23 protein-coding genes are annotated in these 22,666 nt (G+C 36.7%); 10 read left to right on the top strand and 13 right to left on the bottom strand.

The window, feature by feature from the left end; all coding sequences use genetic code 11:
- Nucleotides 1-2: 2 nt before the first annotated feature.
- From AC3B5S_RS04795 to AC3B5S_RS04785, 3 genes are all read right to left on the bottom strand, one after another.
- Nucleotides 3-857, bottom strand: coding sequence for an ABC transporter permease (locus AC3B5S_RS04795; protein ID WP_489775032.1), 855 nt, complete (start codon nt 855-857; stop codon nt 3-5).
- Nucleotides 857-1,711: an ABC transporter ATP-binding protein gene (locus AC3B5S_RS04790; RefSeq protein ID WP_489790141.1), complete on the bottom strand. Its 855-nt coding sequence runs from the start codon at nt 1,709-1,711 to the stop codon at nt 857-859. Before AC3B5S_RS04790 ends, AC3B5S_RS04795 begins: the two co-directional genes overlap by 1 nt.
- Before the next feature lie 293 nt (nt 1,712-2,004).
- Nucleotides 2,005-2,793 carry a hypothetical protein gene (locus tag AC3B5S_RS04785; protein ID WP_489769391.1) on the bottom strand — a complete coding sequence of 263 codons (789 nt, stop codon included), beginning with the start codon at nt 2,791-2,793 and terminating at the stop codon, nt 2,005-2,007.
- Between the two features lie 122 nt (nt 2,794-2,915).
- On the opposite strand from AC3B5S_RS04785, the gene AC3B5S_RS04780 reads away from it, so the two are divergent.
- Nucleotides 2,916-3,458 (top strand): TetR/AcrR family transcriptional regulator, encoded by a 543-nt coding sequence (locus AC3B5S_RS04780; protein WP_489769390.1) that lies wholly within the window; start codon nt 2,916-2,918, stop codon nt 3,456-3,458.
- Nucleotides 3,459-3,570: 112 nt separating this feature from the next.
- On the opposite strand, the gene AC3B5S_RS04775 is transcribed toward AC3B5S_RS04780, so the two are convergent.
- On the bottom strand, nt 3,571-4,098 hold the full coding sequence (locus tag AC3B5S_RS04775; protein ID WP_489790140.1) for a flavodoxin: 528 nt from the start codon (nt 4,096-4,098) through the stop codon (nt 3,571-3,573).
- A 138-nt stretch (nt 4,099-4,236) separates the two neighbouring features.
- On the bottom strand, nt 4,237-5,676 hold the full coding sequence (locus AC3B5S_RS04770; RefSeq protein WP_489790139.1) for a glycoside hydrolase family 1 protein: 1,440 nt from the start codon (nt 5,674-5,676) through the stop codon (nt 4,237-4,239).
- 523 nt (nt 5,677-6,199) lie between these two features.
- On the opposite strand from AC3B5S_RS04770, the gene AC3B5S_RS04765 reads away from it, so the two are divergent.
- From AC3B5S_RS04765 to AC3B5S_RS04755, 3 genes are read left to right on the top strand one after another with little or no spacing between them, the layout of a single operon-like run.
- Nucleotides 6,200-6,943, top strand: coding sequence for a hypothetical protein (locus tag AC3B5S_RS04765; protein ID WP_489790138.1), 744 nt, complete (start codon nt 6,200-6,202; stop codon nt 6,941-6,943).
- Entirely contained in the window at nt 6,944-7,615 is a 672-nt protein-coding gene (locus AC3B5S_RS04760; RefSeq protein ID WP_489756837.1) for an ABC transporter ATP-binding protein, read from the top strand. It begins immediately after the preceding gene.
- Nucleotides 7,612-8,754, top strand: coding sequence for an ABC transporter permease (locus tag AC3B5S_RS04755; protein ID WP_489756838.1), 1,143 nt, complete (start codon nt 7,612-7,614; stop codon nt 8,752-8,754). The genes AC3B5S_RS04760 and AC3B5S_RS04755 overlap by 4 nt, the downstream gene beginning before the upstream one ends.
- 146 nt (nt 8,755-8,900) lie before the next feature.
- On the opposite strand, the gene AC3B5S_RS04750 is transcribed toward AC3B5S_RS04755, so the two are convergent.
- Entirely contained in the window at nt 8,901-9,347 is a 447-nt protein-coding gene (locus AC3B5S_RS04750) for a pyridoxamine 5'-phosphate oxidase family protein (protein ID WP_489790137.1), read from the bottom strand.
- A 188-nt stretch (nt 9,348-9,535) separates the two neighbouring features.
- Between AC3B5S_RS04750 and amaP the strand changes: the two genes are divergently transcribed.
- Genes amaP through AC3B5S_RS04735 form a run of 3 tightly spaced genes read left to right on the top strand, consistent with a single transcriptional unit; the run spans nt 9,536 to nt 10,809 of the window.
- Nucleotides 9,536-10,093 (top strand): alkaline shock response membrane anchor protein AmaP, encoded by a 558-nt coding sequence (gene amaP, locus AC3B5S_RS04745; protein WP_489769384.1) that lies wholly within the window; start codon nt 9,536-9,538, stop codon nt 10,091-10,093.
- Nucleotides 10,094-10,105: 12 nt separating this feature from the next.
- Nucleotides 10,106-10,285 carry a DUF2273 domain-containing protein gene (locus AC3B5S_RS04740; RefSeq protein WP_489756841.1) on the top strand — a complete coding sequence of 60 codons (180 nt, stop codon included), beginning with the start codon at nt 10,106-10,108 and terminating at the stop codon, nt 10,283-10,285.
- A gap of 29 nt (nt 10,286-10,314) precedes the next feature.
- A complete protein-coding gene (locus AC3B5S_RS04735; RefSeq protein ID WP_489756842.1) occupies nt 10,315-10,809 on the top strand; it encodes an Asp23/Gls24 family envelope stress response protein in 495 nt (164 codons plus the stop codon).
- Between the two features lie 251 nt (nt 10,810-11,060).
- Here AC3B5S_RS04735 and AC3B5S_RS04730 read toward each other — a convergent pair whose 3' ends face one another.
- The 4 genes from AC3B5S_RS04730 to AC3B5S_RS04715 form a co-directional block, all read right to left on the bottom strand.
- Complete coding sequence (locus tag AC3B5S_RS04730; protein WP_489756843.1) at nt 11,061-11,930, bottom strand: aldo/keto reductase; 870 nt, start codon at nt 11,928-11,930, stop codon at nt 11,061-11,063.
- A gap of 947 nt (nt 11,931-12,877) precedes the next feature.
- On the bottom strand, nt 12,878-14,284 hold the full coding sequence (locus AC3B5S_RS04725) for a DHA2 family efflux MFS transporter permease subunit (RefSeq protein ID WP_489757693.1): 1,407 nt from the start codon (nt 14,282-14,284) through the stop codon (nt 12,878-12,880).
- Between the two features lie 227 nt (nt 14,285-14,511).
- Entirely contained in the window at nt 14,512-15,084 is a 573-nt protein-coding gene (locus AC3B5S_RS04720; protein WP_489756844.1) for a DNA-3-methyladenine glycosylase I, read from the bottom strand.
- Nucleotides 15,071-15,697, bottom strand: coding sequence for a histidine phosphatase family protein (locus AC3B5S_RS04715; protein WP_489769382.1), 627 nt, complete (start codon nt 15,695-15,697; stop codon nt 15,071-15,073). The genes AC3B5S_RS04720 and AC3B5S_RS04715 overlap by 14 nt, the downstream gene beginning before the upstream one ends.
- 314 nt (nt 15,698-16,011) lie before the next feature.
- On the opposite strand from AC3B5S_RS04715, the gene AC3B5S_RS04710 reads away from it, so the two are divergent.
- Entirely contained in the window at nt 16,012-16,914 is a 903-nt protein-coding gene (locus tag AC3B5S_RS04710; RefSeq protein ID WP_489756846.1) for a LysR family transcriptional regulator, read from the top strand.
- 76 nt (nt 16,915-16,990) lie between these two features.
- On the opposite strand, the gene scrK is transcribed toward AC3B5S_RS04710, so the two are convergent.
- The 3 genes from scrK to AC3B5S_RS04695 all read right to left on the bottom strand — a co-directional run bounded on the left by scrK (nt 16,991) and on the right by AC3B5S_RS04695 (nt 19,919).
- On the bottom strand, nt 16,991-17,866 hold the full coding sequence (gene scrK, locus AC3B5S_RS04705; protein WP_489756847.1) for a fructokinase ScrK: 876 nt from the start codon (nt 17,864-17,866) through the stop codon (nt 16,991-16,993).
- A 120-nt stretch (nt 17,867-17,986) separates the two neighbouring features.
- Nucleotides 17,987-18,721, bottom strand: coding sequence for a LytR/AlgR family response regulator transcription factor (locus AC3B5S_RS04700; RefSeq protein WP_489790136.1), 735 nt, complete (start codon nt 18,719-18,721; stop codon nt 17,987-17,989).
- 1 nt (nt 18,722) lies between these two features.
- Nucleotides 18,723-19,919, bottom strand: coding sequence for a GHKL domain-containing protein (locus AC3B5S_RS04695; protein ID WP_489756849.1), 1,197 nt, complete (start codon nt 19,917-19,919; stop codon nt 18,723-18,725).
- A 466-nt stretch (nt 19,920-20,385) separates the two neighbouring features.
- Between AC3B5S_RS04695 and AC3B5S_RS04690 the strand changes: the two genes are divergently transcribed.
- Nucleotides 20,386-20,952, top strand: coding sequence for a hypothetical protein (locus AC3B5S_RS04690; RefSeq protein ID WP_489775021.1), 567 nt, complete (start codon nt 20,386-20,388; stop codon nt 20,950-20,952).
- 265 nt (nt 20,953-21,217) lie between these two features.
- Complete coding sequence (locus tag AC3B5S_RS04685; protein ID WP_489790135.1) at nt 21,218-22,645, top strand: C69 family dipeptidase; 1,428 nt, start codon at nt 21,218-21,220, stop codon at nt 22,643-22,645.
- Nucleotides 22,646-22,666: the final 21 nt, after the last annotated feature.

Genomic DNA, 22,666 nt, shown 5'->3' with positions numbered 1-22,666 from the left:
CATTACTTCTTTCTTTGATTCATCATTATTGATAAACCCGCAACTAATAGCAAAAGCACAGCTATGATCACCAGTTCTACATAAGTATTCAAGGCATTAGTCAAAAGTTGTCCTTTAATTTCCAAATGAATTGCCAAATCCTGCAACATTTTTAATCGCAAGGGCAAAGCCAGATTGCTTCCCCGCAAATCATTGAGTAAAAGGCTACGTAAACTGGCTGCTTCATAACTACTTGGAATTAATTTTACCAAAGTTTGCATACTTTTGGAGAGCATCCCATAAGGCATATAAGTGGCTACGATAAAGCCGGATGCAGCACTGATAATGGAAGCCCAGTGACTATAAGTTGTACTGGAATTAACGAATAACGCTAGTAATTGATTAGCTAAAGTGGCTGCCAGACCACCAACAAACATGACACCCACTGCTGGTAAATAAAAATCAGCTGGTAGATCAACTTTATCAACTAACTTAAAATAACTACCTGCTAGTACTAACACCAAGATTTGCATTAAGAAGCTAATAAACGTTGCCGCCAAAATATAACTAAAACTCCGTTTGGCTGGTGATACATGGGTCAATTGAAAATCAGCTGCTGTATGAGTTTCTCGATCGATCACGAATTGACTCAATGCTTGAAAAGAAGTAGTAATACCCGCAATGACTATTAATCCCGCCAACATCCACAAATCCAGTAACTGTTTTTTATTAGAAACAACTGGTAGTGACCCCAAAAGATACCTTTGTAAGAAACAAACATAAATAAAAAAACCAATTAGTGCCCCTAAACACGACATCATAGCACCTGTAACATTGCTAAAGTAAACTTTAATATTGCGCTGAACCAAAGCTATCATCATTGCAGCTCCTTTCCCGTAATTTTAATAAAAGCATCATCAATGGACCCTTGCTGGTATTCAAAATCACGGATTATAGTGGCATTATTTTGTAAAACCTCTATCGCTTGTTTACTAGTCAACCCCAATAGTTCAATTTGATGCTCAGACCTTTTTTGTATACCACTGGTAGCTTTAATTTTCTGAACATCATCAGCTTGAATCTTCAATTTATTAGGAGCATAGCGTTTTTTAACGCTTGCTGTTGAACCACTGGCCAAAAGGTTACCATTTTCTAAGATGTACATTTGATCAGCATTTTCTGCTTCTTCCAAATAATGCGTGGTCAAAAAGATTGTTAAACCTTGTTCGCGTTGCAATTTCTGTAACAAATCCCAAATTACTAACCTAGTCTGTAGATCCAAACCTGTAGTTGGATCATCTAAAAACAACAAGTTAGGTTGGTCAATTAAAGCTCTGGCAATGTCTACGCGTCGTCTTTGACCACCTGATAGAGTGCCATATTTTTGTTTCCAAAATTGCTTGATTCCAATAACTTCAATTAACTCCGCTAACCAGTCTTTGTCATAATGTCTGTACATTTTTGCTCTGGATAAAATATTGCTTTTTACCGATAACCTCTTGTCTAAAACACTGTCTTGAAACACGACACCCATCTTTAAGTCGGCAGCATAGCGAACGATTCCTGTCGTGGGTTTCATCAGACCTGTTAAAATATTTATTGTCGTTGATTTGCCGGCACCGTTAGTTCCTAAATAAGCGACCAATTGTCCAGTGGCAATTTGGAGATTAATCGCATTTAAAGCGACCTTGGAACCATATTTTTTAGTTAAGCCAATAGTTTCAATTAACATTTTTTTCTCCTTTACTAGCAGTTATTGTTAGTATGTCTAAGAAAAGTTAAATTGTCTCAGCATTGGACACAAGTGGTTATTTCTCGATTATTAAAAAGCCAATGAAGTACTTAAAATTTTTTACTCATCAAGTAGTATCTTGCTTTTTCAATCAAATTTTGAAAAGCAACTATTATTTAGAAACAGACTATCCTACTAACTACTATTCCAATTTTTGCAATAAAAAAGATGCAATTGGGACAAAAGATTACAAAACTTTTTTGTCTCAATCGCATCTGAAATAAAATTTGATTTTAAGCTTCAGCTGCTGCTTTAATCATTTCATAAGCTTCTAAGGCTAAATGAATTTTATGACCTTCAATCATCTCTTTAGGCGTTCCTTTAGGAAAATAAACACAAGTCCGTAATTCAAAGCCATTTGGTATATCACGCATTTGATGATGTGCAATATCATGCCGTAAAGTGCCATCCAGTAACCGTGAAGTACCTGCCTTAGCTGGTGGAAACCCAGGATCTGCGGTCACTTTAGTTTGAATCGTGGGATCATCTTTCATCAAAACAACTTCGGTCGGGCCACCATACATTCCCATCGTTTCCATACCCAAATTCTCTGTTACATCACCGTTAGTCATTTTAGTAAACTGAAAATGTTCGGGATTTTCCGACATCACAGATAAGTCACTGCCACTCAAAACAGAAGCTAATTTTTCTTGATATTGTGCCAAAGTCATTCCAGTCACCACTAACGTGGCTCGTGCAGGAATCATTTCAGCTTGTTCATCAAAGTTCTGAACAATATCGCGCCACATTTGTTCTGAACGTTTGGTAGACTCTGCATATAATTGTCGAATCTTTTCAATTCCTAAGTCCGCTTTAGCCTGTAAATTAACCTGAGTAGCTTCTTCATAACTTAGGTAATTCACATCTTCATAGGTTAAATCCCGTCCTTGATATTTGATGTTTGCTCCTAAATGCAACAGTTCCTGTAAAACATGTTTTTCGCGTTCAAATCGCAGCAATCGTAATTGTTGTTCTGAATAATTGTCACCGTCAATATTAACTTTAATCGTGATCTCCTGCATAATAATGGACACTTCCTATTTTTAATTAGGATTACTATACTGTTATCAATGCAGTAGTACAATATAATTTAGTGCAACAGTTTTAACTTATTTGTGTCACTAAAATAAGGGGAGAAAACAACATGTATTATGGAACTAATGAAAATCAGCGCATCAAGCAGCAGTTAATAACTGCATTTTTCCAACTTTTGAAAAAGTACGAACCAAATGAAATTACTATTACTCAACTCACTAAACAAGCCCACACTGCCCGCAGTAGTTTCTATCGTAATTTTCAAAGCAAAGCTCAACTGATTGAATTTTATTTGGATCAATTACATGATAAATTAACTTCAACACACGAATACAATAACCTAAAAGATGTCTTCTCTTATGAACAAGTCGTGCAAAAATTTGCCCAATCACTCACCGTTTTTTTAGAAAATCGGACTTACGTACTTTTGATTTATCAAAAGGGTTACGGATTACTATTATTACAAACTTTAGATCGCTATATTGAAGAATCCATCGGCAATATGCCCGCCAATTCCATTGATCGTTATCAACTCTACTTTTTATCCGGTGCTAGCTTTAACGTTTTAATTCACTGGTTAACTAGTGCTAACCCGGAAAGTCCACAACAACTAGCGCTAACTTGTGCTAATTATTTAACGGGATTTATCTAAAATTCTCCCCACAATTAAATAGTTATTTAAAAAATCACTTAATTTGTCAGATTTAGGCCCGACAAATTAAGTGGTTCTTTTTATTGCAGCTCATTATTTTTTATCACAGTCCTTAAGCTTTTAGGTTAATCTTACGCAACCAGTCTTGCACTTTTTGACTGGCTTCTTGACGTTTTCGTCCTTGAATAGCCAGGCCAATGCCCCGTTTTTCTAGTCCGCCTTCAAACGAAAAACCTGACAACACTTGTTGTGCCCGCACAGTTTGTTTAATCTGCGTAAAGCTCGCACCACTGCCAAAACCACCATGGGTATTAAAGGGAATGACAATTTTATTAGTAAAATCGTATTGTTTCAGAAATGTCATGACAATTTGTGGTAAGGCCATATTCCAGGTGGGGGCCCCCACAAAAATTTTTTGATAGTCTTCAAAATTCGTTATTTGCGTTTTAATTGCTGGTAATATATTTTCGTTTTGTTCCAATACATTTTGTCGCACTTGTTCTTCGTAATCTTGGATTGGTGTATCTTTTCCTTGGATTGCAAATAAATCGCCACCAACTAGTTGTTGAACGATCTGCGCCACCGCTTTTGTATTACCCGTTCTACTGTAATAAACAATTAGATTGTTTGCTTTCACCATTCCACATCGCCCCTCAAGTTAATGATTTTGACTTTTTTTCACATAATTTCTTTTTATGACCATCATTACTTATTATTTAGTCAAATTCAAGTATCAAAAAACACTTGCCTCATAATTTCGAGACAAGTGTTTATTAGTTTAATCTAAATTTTCACCATTAGAGGCAATAACTTGCTTATACCAATCAAAGGACTTCTTCTTGTAACGTTTGAAAGTTCCTTGGCAATTGTTATCTTCATCAACATAGATAAAGCCATAGCGTTTTGCCATTTCACCGGTGGAAGCACTAACTAAGTCAATGCACCCCCATGGCGTATAGCCCATCACGTCAACCCCATCATCAATCGCATCATCGATTGCTTTGATATGTTCACGTAAATAATCAATCCGGTAATCATCAGCCACGTAATGATTCTCATCAGCTTGATCCATCGCACCTAAACCATTTTCTACGACAAAGACTGGTTTTTGATAGCGATCAGACAATTCATTTAAGGCAATCCGTAAGCCGGTAGGGTCAATTTGCCAACCCCAATCACTAGACTTCAAGAACGGATTCTCGACGCCACCCATTAAATTACCAGCAGTGGTTTTGTTATCAGAGCGAGTCACTTCCGTCACTGTTGACATGTAGTAACTAAAGCCAATGTAATCAACCGGATATTTAGCCAACAAGTCTAACTCTTCATCCGTATAATCTAAATCACTAATTTGTACACCATTGCGTGCTAATAAACTCTTCGTATAAGCTGGGTAATGTCCACGTACTTGCACATCCGCACAGAAGAAGTTATTAGCTTGATTATCTTGCAAAGAAGCTAATTGATTGACCGGATTAGAGTCATAGCTGTAATTAGTAGCATACAAAATCATGCAACCAATTTGTAAATCGGGATCTAATTCATGTCCAATTTTGACAGCTTTAGAACTCGAAACAAATTGATTATGCCAAGCTTGGAAAATATTCTTCTTATCATTGGCGCCATTAGCTACGACTAAACCTTGACCCATCACTGGAAAATGGGCGGCACTATTAATTTCGTTAAAAGTCATCCAATACTTAACTTGCTTATGGTAACGAGTCAAGACGGTTCTAGCGAAACGTTCGTAAAAGTCGATTAACTTTTTATTTTTCCAGCCGCCATAAGTGGTTACTAAGTTTAAAGGCATTTCATAATGTGAAATCGTAATGACTGGTTCAATATTATATTTCAAACATTCAGCAATCAATTCGTCATAAAATTTCAAGCCTGCTTCGTTGGGTTGTTCTTCATCACCATTGGGAAAAATCCGCGACCAAGCAATGGAAAACCGGTAACACTTAAAACCCATCTCTGCGAATAATTTGATATCTTCTTTAAAGTGATGGTAATGATCATTACCAATATGGTTGGGATAGAAATACTTATCAGTATCAATCGAAAAATCAAATTCTGGATCATTCACAATAGCCATGCGATCCTTACCGCCGGGCAAAGCATCTGGTAGTGATAAACCCTTGCCACCTTCTTGATAAGCACCTTCTAATTGGTTAGCCGCCGTAGCGCCACCCCATAAAAAGTTTTTTGGAAAACTCATTAAACTTCCTCCTAAATCTTGAGTCATTCTGAGCGGTTAACTTTCAACTATGACCAGCGCTACTGCCGATCATTTGTAAACGATGCAACTGTAGCGCTTACTTTTTAGTATAGATTGAAAATTACAAGCGAGAGGTCAGCATAAAACTACTACTTTTTATCCGACCAGCAATTTTAACCGCATCTATAGAGAACACTATATCATTTTCTTACATGAAAAATCACAGAAAGTTTTACTTTTTTAATATTATTTCTGTAATTGGCAACTGGTGTCAACAGGCTGACTAACAGCAATAGAACAAATATTTCACCAAGAAAGTGCAATTAATTTTTTTCTTTTCAATGCTTTTTCCAAAAAGTTCGTTGGAAATTCAATTAATCAGTGATTTAGCAGGGTAATTATTATTTAAATTAAATTTTAGTCTGTCAGATTAAAAGTGAATTGCAAAATTCTCCTTTTAGAGTTATAGTGTGGTAGTACACAGCTGATGTGTTACATACTTCAAAGTTAAAGGATGTTGAATATGAAAAAGAAAAGCCTTTGGATAACAATTATTGTCGTCATTATTCTTGTACTGGGTGGTGGTTTGTGGTGGCACGGTCAACAAGCCCACTCCAAAGCTGCTGCTAAACCGAAGCACACGCAACATAGTTATGTTGTTCATGCTGCTAGCCCATTAGAATTATCTGCCAACGTCACTTACCAGCAAAAATATCCGGTCGTAAAAGTTAACGATTGGCAATTATTAGTTCAAAACGGCGCCAGCGTTTATCGCGGTGAAAAATTAGATACTACCGGCCAACTAGCTCCAAGCAACGGTTTCTTTGAACTCGGTAACGACCAAAACGCTGTTTATACGACTCCGTTTAAAGCTCAAGGAACCGTTTCAGAATATGATTTAAATAAAATTCAAGTCGGCGATAATGTTCAGGTCAAAGCTTTAACTGGTAACAACACAACAGCTCAAGCGGCTCAGATCACTTATTTACAGTTAAATAGCGTTAAACAAACGGCGGGCGTTTCTTATTATAATTTTGAAACATCACTTCCCCAAACGTATCGTTTAGGGCAACACGTCATTATCTCCATTCCTTCAAAATACACACAAATTCCGAAAAAATTAGTTCATCATCAACAAGTGCAACTAGCAGACGGGACTAAAAAAGCTTTAGGTCCGGAGCAAATTCAACAAAAAGACCCCCAATACTATTATGTTGACCGTAATTATTTACAACCACAAACTAAATTAATTGACAAGGATAAATAAATGACAAATGTAATTCAACTTTCGAACATTCATAAGTCCTATGATCAAAAAAATCAGTATGTCTTAAGTATTCCCGATTTAGCCATTACTGAGGGCGAGTTCGTGGCGGTCATGGGGCCTTCAGGCTCGGGTAAATCCACTTTAATTAATATTCTCGGTTTATTAGACACTGCTTACCAAGGAACTTATCAACTCAACGGGACCAACGTGAAACAAATCAAAAGTGATCGCCGCTTATCACATTTGCGTAATCAATACATTGGTTTTGTCTTTCAAAATTTCAAATTATTGCGCAACTATACTATTTTCGACAATGTCAATTTACCTAATGTTTATAGCAAAAATCCGTTTCGCTCGCGTAGGTCCAGAATTTTAGAACTCTTGGAGCAAGTCGGCTTAAGTGATCAAACCAATAAATACCCCACGCAATTATCTGGTGGTCAGCAACAGCGGGTATCAATTGCACGAGCTTTGGTTAATGACCCCAAACTAATTATTGCCGACGAACCAACCGGAGCCTTAGACTCAGCCACTTCGCTGAAGATCATGGAATTAATGCAACACTTGCACGCTAAGCAACACAAAACCATCATTATGGTGACGCATAGCGAAATGGTGGCACAATTTGCTGATCGGATTATCAAAATCAAAGATGGGCGGTTATATCAATGAAATTTTTTAACAACCTGCGCATCGCTATTAATAGTGTACGCAAACGCTTCTTCCGTAATCTGATGTCGGTCATGGGCATTATCGTGGGCACATTAAGTGTTTTATTAGTCCTCGGCATCGGTAATGGTTTAAGTAAAACGGTGAGTCACCTCTTTTTCCAAGGTTACGAAGGTGACAAGCTCATGATTGAATATATTCCCAACGAAGAGACTGGGAGCTTTCAAAAATCAGATTTACAACTAATTCGCAATTTGCCCCATGTTCAAAAAGTCACTCTGCCGTCTTACGACATTTTGAGTAAGAATCTCGTTTGGCAAGGGCAAAATAAATCATTGGATTTGGAAGCCATTAAATCTGGGCCCAATGCTCATAAAACTAATGTTATTGAATTAAATCAGGCTTTACTCAAAGATACGAATTTTAGTAATATCCGCGTGGGGGAATATCTCTTCATCCAAGATCGCCCGTTTAAAGTTACGAAACTTTATAGTAAACCAGTGCCCGCCATTGGCTCTGGCCCCGCTGGCGGCAGAATCAGTCAAGATGATTATCGTTTACTCAAGGGACGCCATGCTAACGATTATGATGAAATGGATGTCACTTTACAAAAGAACCTCTCCGCAAAACAAGAACAACACGCCAAAGCTCAAATTTTACAAACGTTAGAGAACAAGGGTTTTTATCATACTTTGGGCGATTATAGTTGTCCGGATACAAGTGGTGCCAAAAAACAAATGGATAAAATTATTAAAATGCTGGCCGCCTTTATTGCCATTATTGCCGGGATCTCATTAGTAACTGCCGGGATGGGGATTATGACCACCATGACTGCTAATATTGCTGAACGTACGCAAGAGATTGGTTTACGCCGCTCCATCGGTGCCAGCAAACATGATATTACGTTGCAATTTTTAATGGAAGGAACCCTATTAACTTTAGCTGGTGGGTTGGTATCCTTATTACTAGCCCTGAGCATTCAAGCAATTGTCAATGCCATGCATATTCAACATTTTGCCATGGATATTACAGCCACCAACATTATTATCGTCTTAGTAATTGTCTTATTAGTAGGCATTATCTTTAGCTATACTCCCGCCCGCCGCGCTGCTAAACGCAATATTGTTAACTTAATTAGGTAATTCAAATCGCTAAAACAAAATTAGTTTAACAGTAAAGCACTAACCGAATTCAATTTTAAAATCTGAATCCGCTTAGGCAAAAACTGTTGACTTTTAAAACACAATCATTAATTAATGCTCGGATGATCTAAGACCCAATGTGAGCATTAATTTTTTGTTTCCATCTTATTATGCGCGCTACTGCCCTGCTGGCTGGTAAAATCATTACTTAAATTAGCAGAGCGTAGTTTAACTGATAACGTATGAAACTGTAAAAAAATGGGATGTTCATATTGTAATTGCTTTTGAAAAGTTGTTAAACTATGCCGCATTTGTTCCGAAATGGGGGCCACAATTTTCAGACTACCTTTTAACATCACTGACGAATAATCTTGTTCGTTAAAAAAAAGTACAGCAGCATTGGCACAATTGGCCAAATTAACCACTGTAGAGTTTTCAAACCGTGTGTAAAACAAGATAGTCGCCACACTGCGTTGATAAGTTAAGGGGGTTAACGAAACAAGACTGGGAAAACCCATTCGATCAATCGTCGCCACTTCACAAACTTTAGCGTTTTTAATGTATTGGTTAGCTTGCAGAATTGTTTGCTTCATGTTATCCACCCATTTCCATTATTTGCCCTTAGTCTACAATTGATACCGTTAAATTACACGTTTCAAGTCTTACTTTGGACAAAAAACTAACAAGATTTAAAATATTTCTCACCAAATAATCATATTATTAGACCGCTAACAGATCGCGTGCTACCATAACAATTAGTTGGAGAAAGGATAGTGAAAAATTGAAACGAAGCAAAAAATGGTTTTTAATTATTAGCTTAATTCTTTTATTACCGCTACCGCTCTATATTTTATGGAGCAATAATCATTTGTGGCAACAATATCTAGGACTAAAATTGCCTGATTTAGTCTCACTAAATGATCTTTGGATTTGGTACCTGGTAATTATTAGTGCCTTGAGTGGTTTATTAATAATTGTCTTATTACTAATTTTAATTTTCTGGCCGACACGCAATAAATTTCAATTAATTCATAAACCCACTGGACAAGTCAAAATTACTAATAAGGCCATTAATGGCTTTATCAACGCTTCACTGGCGGACTTACCTTACCTGCAAAATCCCAAAGTTAGTTCCAAATTAACCAACCATCATTTGCGGATTAAAGTCAGCGGGGATTTAGCTCCCGGTGATAGCGTCAAACAAAAGCTAGTGGCCTACTTAAAGCAACTAGAAGATAATTTACGTCAGTTATTAGGAGTCCAACAAAAGCCCAAGATTGAAATTCGTTTTACCAATTTTGAGTCACAGACTGATCCGAAGAAAAAGCGTGTTTATTAAGGAGGCATTCCAATGAAAGAATGGTTGGACCAACACGCTGGCGAAACTATTGGCGTGATTATTGGTTTACTTTTAGCAGTTTGTTTTTTGGTTTTAGGTTTTTTAAGCACTATTTTCTTAGTAGTACTGGCAATCATCGGTGGCCTTGTTGGTCATTATTGGCCACTACTGCAACAATTGCATGATAAATAATTTAATTTTGGATAAAGGAGAAGATCAAAATGGCACAAACAACAAATACGAATGCAGAACAAATTAAAGGTGAATTAACTTATGATTCCAAAGTTATTCAAAAAATCATTGGCATTGCTTTATCAGATATTGATGGTCTTTTAACAATTGATGGTGGCTTTTTCTCTAATTTAACGGATAAATTAGTCAACAATGATGATGTTACTTCCGGTATTAATGTTGAAGTCGGTAAAAAACAAGTAGCAGTTGATATTGATATTGTTGCTGAATACGGCATTGATATCGCAAAATTATATGATCAAATTAAAAAGCAAATTTTTGAAAAAGTTAAATCCATGACTGATTTAGATGTCGTGGAAGTTAATGTCAGTGTCGTAGACATTAAGACTCAACAACAACATGAAAAAGATTCCGTTAGCTTGCAAGATCGCTTGAGTGGTTCTGCCAAAGATACCAAACAAAAAGTTGAACAAAAGCAATCCCAAAAGCAACAACAAAAGCGTGATGAACAACGAGTTCAATAATTTTAGTTGCGACAAAGAGCGGGTCAAAGCTCAGGATTATAAATTCATGACAAAAGATTTGTTTAGAAACTGAGTATAGCCTAAAAAAAATCCTGAAGTTAGTTTTTAACTTGAGGATTTTTTTGTAGTTAAATGCCAGTTTCTACCCTTTATAAAACAACTCAAATCTGCGTACTATTTTTTTATTTCACTTTCAAAGCAAAAAAAGACAGCTCAATCTAAATTAGTGAGCTGCCCTTTTTGATTAACTTTTATTTATCCGATTTATCATACACTGGAAAATCGTTTGCTTGACCATAATCCTTGATATGTTCAATAGTCTTTAATTGCTCCATATCAGCGGCTGAAATTTCAAAATCAACTTGCGTATTACTCTTAATATGCGCTGGTGTTTGTGACTTTGGTAATGGTAACAAATTGAGTTGTAGACAATAACGAATACATAACTGTGCGGGCTCAACTTGGTACTTAGCAGCCATTTGTTGTACGAGCGGATTTTGTAAAATCTCACCGTGGGCGACTGGTGAATAGGCTTCAACTAAGATATCCTGCTTTTGGCAGTAGTCAATTAACTCAAATGGTGTATTAGCAATATGAGCTAACACTTGATTAACCATTGGTTTAACCGAGCCATTCTTAACAATATTATCAACGTCTACCTTTTCAAAATTGGAAACGCCAATAGCGCGCAACTTACCAGCTTGATAGGCTTCTTCTAAAGCGCGCCAAGCCGCTAAGTTACCTTCAAAATAATGTTCACCATTACGAAAATCAGACCACGGCTGCGGTGCATGAATAATCATCAAATCCAGATAGTCCAAATCCATTGTTTGCAGTGATTGATCAATGGCAGCCACTGCTTCTTGATAAGACTTGATTTCAGCAGCCAATTTTGAAGTGACAAAAATATCTGAACGCTTAACTCCTGAAGCTTGTAGGGCTTGACCAATACCGGCTTCATTACCATAAGCTTGAGCTGTATCAATATGACGATAACCAGCAGCCAAAGCTGTTTGAACTGGTTGTTGAACTTGATCATTATCAATTAACCATGTTCCAAAAGCTAACTTAGGAATTTTGACGCCGTTAGCTAAAGTATAGTCTTCTGTTAAAATACTCATCATCATCTCTCCTTTAATAAAATACTGCGACAAAAACCGCTTAAAAGCTGAGGATTAACCTAAACTAAGGTCTTAAGTCGATTCTTGACTTGAGAGCTTAGTTGTAGTTAAACGCAAGCTTTTGGTTTTTGGAACGCTATATCAAATACTGCGACAAAGGACGTTTAAAAACTGAGCAATAACCTAGACCAAAACTAAAGTTGGTTTTAACTTTAGTACTTGGGCGTAGTTAGGCGCAAGTTTTTGTCCTTTGGAGCGCTATATCAAATACTGCGACAAAGGACGTTTAAAAACTGAGCAATAACCTAGACCAAAACTAAAGTTGGTTTTAACTTTAGTACTTGGGCGTAGTTAGGCGCAAGTTTTTGTCCTTTGGAGCGCTATATCAAATACTGCGACAAAGGACGTTTAAAAACTGAGCAATAACCTAGACCAAAACTAAAGTTGGTTTTAACTTTAGTACTTGGGCGTAGTTAGGCGCAAGTTTTTGTCCTTTGGAGCGCTATATCAAATACTGCGACAAAGGACGTTTAAAAACTGAGCAATAACCTAGACCAAAACTAAAGTTGGTTTTAACTTTAGTACTTGGGCGTAGTTAGGCGCAAGTTTTTGTCCTTTGGAGCGCTATATCAAATACTGCGACAAAGGACGTTTAAAAACTGAGCAATAACCTAGACCAAGACTAAAATCGGTTTTAACTTTAGTACTTGGGCGTAGTTAGGCGCAAGTTTTTGTCCTTTGGAGCGCTAATATCAAATACTGCTATCAAACTTCTGAAAAACTACTCAACTACGTTTTAATCATAATACTTATAGTTAACTCTAAGTCAATCAAAACGTCTAAAAAAGCAGCGGATACAAAAAAATGCTCGTATTTAATACGAACATTTTTGCTTTATGATGCACCAAAAGTCAGAAAATTGTTCCAACTTCTGTTTTTCAAACATTTTATTTTTCTTCTAAATGCGTTTGCGGATCTTGCTTGCGTAAATTAAAAGCAATTAAGACCCCAGCAATGGCTAGAGCTAAGGTAAAGTACAAGCCATAGTGGACACCATTGGTAAACTTCGTCGCCATATTGCCTGCAATATTATGCTGGCCTAAGCTTAAAAAGCTCGTTGATAAGGCCGTAGCCACAGCACCGACAACTTGTTGCATTGTATTTAAAATCGTACTACCATCCGCGGACTCAATTCCAGATAAAGAATTCAAAGCATGCGTTTGAGCAGGTGACATCGCTAGTGGACAGCCAATCATTAAGATCACGTGCGCCAAAATAATGTAAAACAGCGTTGAATGTTGATTGGATAATAATAACATGACCACACCTAAAACAGCGATTAAAAAGCCAGCCACAGCCGGTTTTTTAGCCCCAAAGGTATCATATAAGCGGCCTGCCACGGCAGACACAATCGCGTTAATAATCCCTCCAGGTAACATAATCATTCCTGTTAGAGCAACTGGTAGTGACAGTCCTTGCTGCAAATATTGTGGTAATAAATACATTGCCGACAAAATAATTGCAAAGTCTAACATGACGCCTAGTGCTCCTAAAGTGAAAGCAGGATGTCTAAAGACATGTAAGTTCAACACTGGAGTGGTCAAATGTAATTGCCGCCAAGCATATAAAACTAAGACAATAATTCCCACAACTAATAAACCTAAAACTAAAGGTGAACCCCAGCCCCATTCACTTGCAAAACTAACGCCTAACACTAAGGCGGAAAAACCAACAACAGATTCTAAAACTGACCAAAGATCAACATGAGGCTTAGAAATTTGCCCAACATTTTTTAAACCAAAAATCGCTAAAATTAAACCAATGGCTAAAAACGGAACAAACAACCAAAATACCCAATGCCAAGTTAATTTGCCTAAAATTAAACCCGTTAACGTGGGACCAACAGCTGGTGCTAACATAATCACCAACGCACAAACACCCATCGCTGCGCCTAATTTATACGGCGGAAAAATCGTCATTGCGACAGTAAACATTAACGGTAAGATTAAACCCGTCCCTAAGCCTTGAATGACTCGACCTAACAACAAAATACCAAAGTTTGGTGCCAGCGCCGCAATAATCGCGCCGACAATAAAATCACTTAACCCAAAAATCACAATTTGCCGTGTCGTAAACCATTTCGTTAATAAACTCGAAAATGGTAACACAATACCAATAACTAACATATAACCAGTGACTAAGAGCTGCACAGTGGCAGCACTGACATTAAAAGCTTTCATTAATTGTGGTAGTGCAATGTTTAATGATGTTTCCGATAACATCCCCACAAAGGCCCCAATTAACATACTAGACATGACTAGCCAGGGTTTTTGCACTTTTACAACAGCTTTCATTTCATCCATGTAAAAACTCCTTTGAATTTCAATTCATTTTTTCGCAACTTGATTATCTTAGCAAAATAAAAAATTTGATGTAAGTTTTTTTTGTAAAAAAATGAAATCAGCACTACTACTGTCACTCAAATTTCTAGCGATAATTAAAAATACCCTTATCACCAAGGAATTGATAATTACCATCAACCCTGCATAATAAAGGCATCTTTGAAGCACTATAAATAAGACTATTTAAAAGAGCAACTTTGTAAATGATCGTTCACAACACCAATAGCCTGCAAGTAAGAATACATAATCGTGGGACCGACAAATTTAAAACCTTTTTGTTTAAAATCACGGGTCATTTTTTGCGCTAAAGGTGACGTGGTAGGCACCTGTTCTGGCGACTGCCAGTGGTGATTGTGCACCCGATTACCAGCTAAAGTCCAAACCCATTGATTGAAAGTACCAAATTGTTGTTGTACTGATAAAAAGACTTGGGCATTATTAACCATCGCCGCTAGCTTTCGTTTATTCCTAATTAAAGCTGGATTCTGCAACCAAGCAGCCTGCATTAAGGGATCTGCCTGCGCAATTTTTTGCACGTCAAAATAACAAAATGCTTGATTCATCGCTCGACGCTTATGCAAGACGGTTTTCCAACTTAAGCCTGCTTGCATCATTTCCAGTACTAAAAATTCAAATAACTTACGATCAGCATGCGTCGGCCGACACCATTCGTGGTCATGATAGCGTATCATTAAGGAATCAGCGCCCACCCACGGACAACGCTGAACATTTGGAGAATTAGTTAACTTCATCAAAGACTCCTGGCGCTTGGCGGTTATAATAGCGCAAATAAGTGGCCCCCGTCTGTTCATTGACAGCAACGTTAATTACTCCCGCATTCTTGACTTCACCCACAGCACTCACCATGGGAATGTGAAATAAGCGTTGGATCAAAACACGTGACACAGTTCCGTGACATACTAATAAAATTTGTTGATCGTGATGCTGAGCTAATAAATCCTGCCAAAAGCTCTGTAAGCGTTGCGCCAAATGATCGTAACTTTCACCCGTGCAATACTTTACATAGTCCTCAGTTAAATATCCCAATTCGTCAAACACTTGGGGATATTGCTGGTAAATTAAATCCGTTGCTTGACCGTCCCAATTACCATAATCAATTTCTTTCAAACGAACATCCGTCTTTATCGGCAAAGCGTCTGCACTTAAAATTTCGGCTGTTTGGAATGCTCTTTTCAAGGGACTAGCATAGATACAATCAATTTGTTTAATATCAAAGCTAGTATGTAAAGTTTGTACTTGCTGAATCCCCACAGAATTTAATGGTAAATCGGTTTGAGCACCGTTAATTCGATTACTTTTATTAGTATCCGTTTGGCCATGTCGTACGATAAAAATATTTAACACAATGATCATCCTCAACAATTTTAATTTGCTTCTATTATAACAAATCCCGTTGACCGCGACTTGACTTTTCTAATTTTGCACACTATGATACCTACAACGATCCTTTAATGAAAATTAGTTCTGTGAAGCTACAAAGGAGATTCTTAACATTCAAATAAGCGCTGCACCAATTGTTAGTGCCAGCTAATTTCTCACATCCCTTGTAGTTGTTTGGCAAACTATGAGGGATTTATTGGTTGATAACCAGTTTCAAAGTCTAGTTTAAACATGAACTATTGGTATCTAAAAACACATTTTTAAATCAGGGGGAAATTATGGAACTCAAACAGTTACGATATTTTGCCGCGATCATTTCTCACGATAGTTATCGTCAAGCTGCGCAGTCACTGGGAACCGTTGAATCGAATCTCAGTATTCAAATGAAACATTTAGAAAAAGAATTAGGGACCAAATTGCTGGTGCGCGAAGGCCGCACAATGCGCCCGACAGCAGCCGGGTTAGAACTTTATCGCCATACGAAATTAATTTTACAACAAGCCCAAATTATCAGTCGCGCAATTCCTAGTGTTAAGGAAAATCCTTCTTCCAGACAAACGATACATATTGGCGTCAGTGGTAATTACTTAACGCCACTCATTGTGCAAGCGGGTAAGCATTTACGCCAACAATTTCTTTTTGAATTTGTTCAATTAGACACCAACCAAATGTTAACGCAATTAAAAAATAATCAATTAGACTTGGCCATTACTCCGCTAGCACGTAGCATCACGCAAGATCCCTTGTTAGAATTCACTTTTTTGTTCACTGATAAAACCGTTGCCTTAATTCCCAAAAAATGGAGTAAGTTGGCTCAAAAAAAGCAAATTACTTTTGCTGAACTTTTCTTAAACCCCTTAGTAGCCCTCAAGCACCAATTCGTTGTGCGGCAACACTTAGACGAATATTTTCTGCAAAATCATCTCAAAGCCAATATTGAATATGAGGTTAATGATTACTCCGCTTGTCTCGCAATTGTGCAGCAAAATGAAATTGCTGGCATGGTGACCGAATATTTTATGCAACAACAAGCACCACAAAAACAATTGCAAGTTATCCCTATCATCTCACAAATTCTACCCATTCAAATGGGTATTGTCAGTCTCAAGCAACCCAACTTGGCAATCCCTGTTAATCAACTCAAAACTGCCTTATACGAAGAATGCTTAACGATTAAATAATCACAAAAAAACTGAGTCGCCACCGCGGATCTTTCGCCAGTTAAACTCAGTTTTTATATTTAACATTTAATTTTAATTACGCATTTTGAATTTGGTAAGCTAATGCAAAATTTCCTAAAGTTGCTGAGCCATTATTCTTCACTCGCGGCATGGTAATATACTTATCTAAAGCAGGCACTTGTACATAATCATTCAATAATGTTTTAAATTGTTGGCGTACTTTCACTAAGAAATCTTCACTAATTACCCCGCCACCAAAAACAATATTATTTGGCCGTAAAATTAAGGTCTGTTGCACAGCAGCTTGTGCCACATAATAAGCCATAATATCCCAGACGTGATGTTCATGCGGCACATCTTTGCCAGCTTTGTTTAAGCGTGCTTCAAAGGTTGGGCCTGAAACCAAGCCTTCTAAGCAATCATGATGAAACGGACAAATACCCGCAAAATCCAAATCATCAGGATGGCGTTTGACAAATGTGTGTCCCATTTCTGGATGACCAATACCTTGCAAAATCTTACCATCTAAAACGGCCCCACCACCGACGCCAGTACCGACAGTGTAATAAACTAAAGAATTAATTTTTTCATTAAATAAATTAGCTGTCACATATTCACCGTATGCGGAGCCGTTAACATCCGTGGTGAAGTAAACAGGTACGTCAAAATTACGCTTTAACGGGCCAATTAAATCGACATAATGCCACTTAGCTTTAGGAGTATCGGTAATATAACCATAATATTGATTATTTTTTTGTAATTCAATGGGTCCAAACGAAGCGACCGAAATAGCGGCTAATTCAGGAAACTTCTGAAAATATGTAATCATTTGCTGAATTGTCGTTTGCGGATCAGTCGTTGGAAACTGTGTCTGATCTAAAATCCGATAATCCTCATTACCCACAGCACAAACAAATTTGGTTCCCCCAGCTTCAACACTACCTAATAACATCTTTTGCTACCCCTTTACAATTTTTCTTAATCATACCGATTTCTCAAAGCATCTGCAAGTTAGCCTAGCTCTCAATCTAACCTAGCGCACTTTTTAAAACTAGCAACATGCTTACTCAACTTAATTAGCAGCTAACAAATTCTCTAAAGTTTTGACCTTGCGACGAGCAACCGGACAAGTAATTCCATTTTGTAAAACAACTACCTTTTGCTTTTTATTAAATTGCAACAGAAAATCAGTATTAATAATAACCGATTTATGAATCCGCACAAAATTAGTGGGCAAGCGCTGCTCCAAATCTTTCAGGTCACTATTTATTGTTTCTTGTTTAGTTATTTCATGAATTAACAGTTTATGGTCACCCAAAGTTTCTATGAACTCTATTTGTTGACAATCTAAATACAAAATTTGATCAGTCGTTTTGACGACCAGTAATTTTCGTTGTTGTTGCTGTTGTTTTAACTGTTCTTGAACTTTAATCAAGATTTGAATTACATCATGTTGCAACTGCTGCGGATTATCTTTAACTATAAAATCTAACGCCGCAACTCGGTATTTAAAAGTTTCCCGAGCTAATTCATCATGTGTCGTCACAAAAACAATAGTACCTAAACTATCAAATTTTCTGATTTCTGCTGCTAATTCCAAACCATTTAATTGTGTCTGCAAATCAATATCTAAAAAATAAATGTTGGGTGTCGAATTGTTCAACTGTAAAGTTTTTAAAACTTCTTGTGGGTCAGCAGTGGCTTGTACAATTTGCATATCTAAATTTTCAATCAATAAATAATTATTGATTATTTTTTGCAATCTTTTTAATTGCGCGTTGTCATCTTCACACAGGTATATATCCATTTTACTGCTCTTTTTTGATAATTAATTTTTGAATAAATTCTTCCTTAGTAACTTCAGTTTGTAAACTCAGATGGGAATATTGCTGGGTAATTTCCTTGATATTTGCCAGTCCTAACCCTGAATGATCAGCTTTAGTTGAGTAATTAGCTTGATAAATTTGTTTGAGATTAATCGAGTTTTGATAATGGTTCTTGATAATTGTCGTTAACTGACTAGAATCGTCATAAATAACAATAGTCATTAAGCTTTGCGCTGCTGTGCTTTTGGCTAAATCTTCAATTGCTTCAAGAGCGTTATCTAATAAAATCCCCAAACAACGATTGTAATCCAGTATTGAAACATTCTGTGGAAATTGTCTCACTTCCTGAGCAATTTCTACATGAATGCGGTCTTTTAAAGTGGTCAATTGTCCTAACTTAACAGCTAATAAACCTTTAATTTCAACAATTTTTAAATTACTCAAAGATGACAGATTAAATAAATCCGTGGTTTGTTGGACCTGATTATTTTTAATTACTCCGTAAAAATATTTTTTCAGACCCGCTAGATCTTGATCTTCAATATAACCAGCCATACCTGACAAAATATTGAGATAATCATGCTTAAACTTACGGAATTCTTGCTGCGCATTTTCTAAAGTCTTCAAATAAGCAGTGAGCTGTTGCCGATTTTCCTGTTCTAGCTGTAATTGTCGTTGTTGATTTCGATCACGACTCCATAACAAAAACGTTAAGATAAATAAAAGACAAGTTCCTAAGAACAAAAGACTAATTTGCGTAATAGTTTGATTGGTAGTAACTGCTTGATTCATTAAATAAAAATAACCAATCATCATCATGATTGTTATCAAGCTAGTAATTAACATAGTTACTCTATGTTTTTGCAGCACCTGATAAGTGTGTAACTTTTCAAAACCCCAATTTAAGAGCTTAACAATCATTAAATCAGATATTAAAGCAATTACAACATTCACCCAGATCCAATTTAAACTATTCTCTTGAATTAAATATGAAATTTTGAAAACTTTATATAGTAGTACTTCACTCAACTGGCTAGTTGTCAGCAAAATTAAAAAAGATAATAATAAGAAAAACAGTTGTTGCAGAATGATTTTTTTATAGAGTAAATAAATTCCGACAATGACAACTTCCATAAATAATAGAACAATTAATGTCCCGCTCACTTTCAGTCTATTCATTATCAGCATAATACCCGTCAAAATCACACCGTTACTGCTTACAAGAATTAAGAACTCTTTGTTGGAAAATTGCATTTGAAAAAACTGCAAATTCACTAAATATGTCACAATATACAATAATAAAATGATTAACATGATTAAACCTAAAATTGATCTAAACGACATTAGCAATCAGACTTTGCTGGAAATAACCATTAACTAACAAATTAATATTCAATTAATTTTGTTGTTAGAGTCACCCTTACACCTAATTTAACTAAAATAATTTTAACATACCTTATGGCATCACTTGCAACGCCAATTTACTACAAGAACAAAGTCCTAGATCTTCTTCAATATCGCAATGTCTATCGAAGCACCTTTAAGAAAAATTAACCGATAAAGCTGAAAATGAACCGTTTAAGATTTGTTACCATGTTCTTCAAAAAACAAATTATTATGAACTCAGACAAGAGAGGTGAGTTCAATGCAAGCAAAGACTAAAAAAACAATTTGGATAGCTATTATTTTATGTATGGTAGTTTTCATTATGCTAATTACTAACTTATTCCTAAAAAATCCTTACCAAAGTTTTCAACAAAGTATTCCCTTGAAACAACAGGTAAACTCCTTAGTCATTAAAACGGGCGGTGCTGATGTACAAATCAATGTAAAACCAAGATCAGTAAATGATATTGATTTAGCAGGTTACTTACCTGTCAAGATGATTCAACCACTCAATCATTGGTCTAAGCAAAATTCTGATAATTTAATTATTGATTTTTCGAGAAGCAGTCATCAAATCGGATTAATCTCTAATAAAAACAATCCCCATATCAAGTTAACTTTATCAGCAAATCAATTAAATCAATTGTCCCATTTTCGTGTTAATAGTGATGGTGGAAGTATAACTCTTAACAACACTTCAACAAAAAAGTTACGATATCAAGCTGATCTTAATGGTGGTCAACTTTATCAACACAATCCCAAATACTATCAATTAGGAAAACAGTTTTTAATTAAAAGTAATGGTGGAAATTTGCATATCGAATAAATCTTAATTACTCAATACAAATAAACCAGGACCCGAATTAATGCCCTTATAATGGTGTTTGATTAATCACTAGTCAAATTTAGCGTCCAATCCAGCGAAAATGGACTGGACGCTTTTGCTGTTGGTTACTAATAAAAATCGGTGCAGTTCAAAAAGGTCTTAACAACCAAATTCTCCGTATAAGATTTTAGTGAAATCCAACTTAAATTTAAGAAAGCTTATGTTAGACTTAACTTAAAACTAAAAAACCAAAGGAGTTCAGCAAATGACAAAACATTTATCTGCCTGTACCACGATCTTAGTTGGCAAGAAAGCTTCATTAGATGGTTCCACCATGATTGCGCGTAATGATGATACTTTTCACGCGGTAGCACCACACAAGTTTGAATTTCATCCAGCACAACACTTAGACCACCAACCAGTAGTCAAGTCTTGGTTGAATAACTTCGAAGCGCCGGTGCCTCAAGATAGTTTCAGTTGGCCAGGAGTTCCCAACGTTGATTACAAACACGAAGGCTATTATGACGAAAGTGGGATTAATTCTCAAAATGTCGCCATGTCCGCCACTGAAAGTACTTATGGTAACGAACGGGCCTTAGCTTATGACCCGCTAGTTGTGGATGGCTTAGACGAAGATTGTATCGTGCGGATGGTTTTACCTTACGTTACTTCTGCTAAACAAGCAGTCCAACGCACGGGCGAATTAATCAAACAATACGGTTCACCCGCAGGAAATTCCGTTTTATTTAGTGACCACAACGATGTTTGGTATATGGAAATTGTTACTGGTCATCATTGGGTGGCTCAACGCATTCCGGACAATGCCTACGCCATTGCTGCTAATCGCGTTTCCATTCAACAAGTCGATTTTGACAATCCACAAGAATTTATGTGGTCCGACCAGATTCAAGAATTTGTCAGTGAGCATCATCTAAATACCGACCAAACTGGTTGGAACTTCCGCCATATTTTTGGAACTGATAATCAAAAAGACCGTCATTACAATAATCCCCGTGTTTGGTTCGGCCAAAAATATTTCAATCCAGAAATTGCGCAAGCACCTGAAGATGGTGAATTACCATTTATTTGTTACACGGATCATAAAATCTCCGTGGAAGATATTGAATACGTCCTTGGTTCTCACTATAACGAAACACCATTTGATCCGTTGCAAGCTGGTGAATCAGCTGATAAGTATCGCTACCGGCCAATTGGGCTCAACCGGACCCAAAATTCCCATATTTTACAGATTAGAAATGATGTTCCAGCTGGTTTAGCCGGCGTTATGTGGCTGTGCTTTGGTTATCCGAGCTTTGCACCATACTTGCCGTTTTACACCAACATGAATGAAACTGATGCTTCCTTTAACGATACTGCCATGAAATTTAATTTAAAAGACGCTTACTGGCTGTACAATGGCTTGTCCGCCTTAGTTGAGAGTCATTACATCAATTTTGTTCAAAGTGACATTGATTTTCTCACCAATTGTAAACAACAATTCCGCACTGCTTTAGCTAACAGTGATCAACAGGCAACTCAGTTAACGGGGGCAGACTTAACTACCTTTTTGACTCAGCAAAACCAAGCATTGGTGCACACTAACCGGCAACAAACTTTAGACTTTATGGGTGATTTAATGACCCAAAGTATCAATTTATCTAAATTAACTTTTAATATGGATAAGAATCTGTAAACCACAACACCTGGTGGTACG

The sequence above is a fragment of the Bombilactobacillus sp. ESL1094 genome, assembly GCF_058107425.1.
The sequence above is the reverse complement of the archived record's forward strand: the minus strand, read 5'-3'. Positions and strand labels throughout refer to the sequence as shown.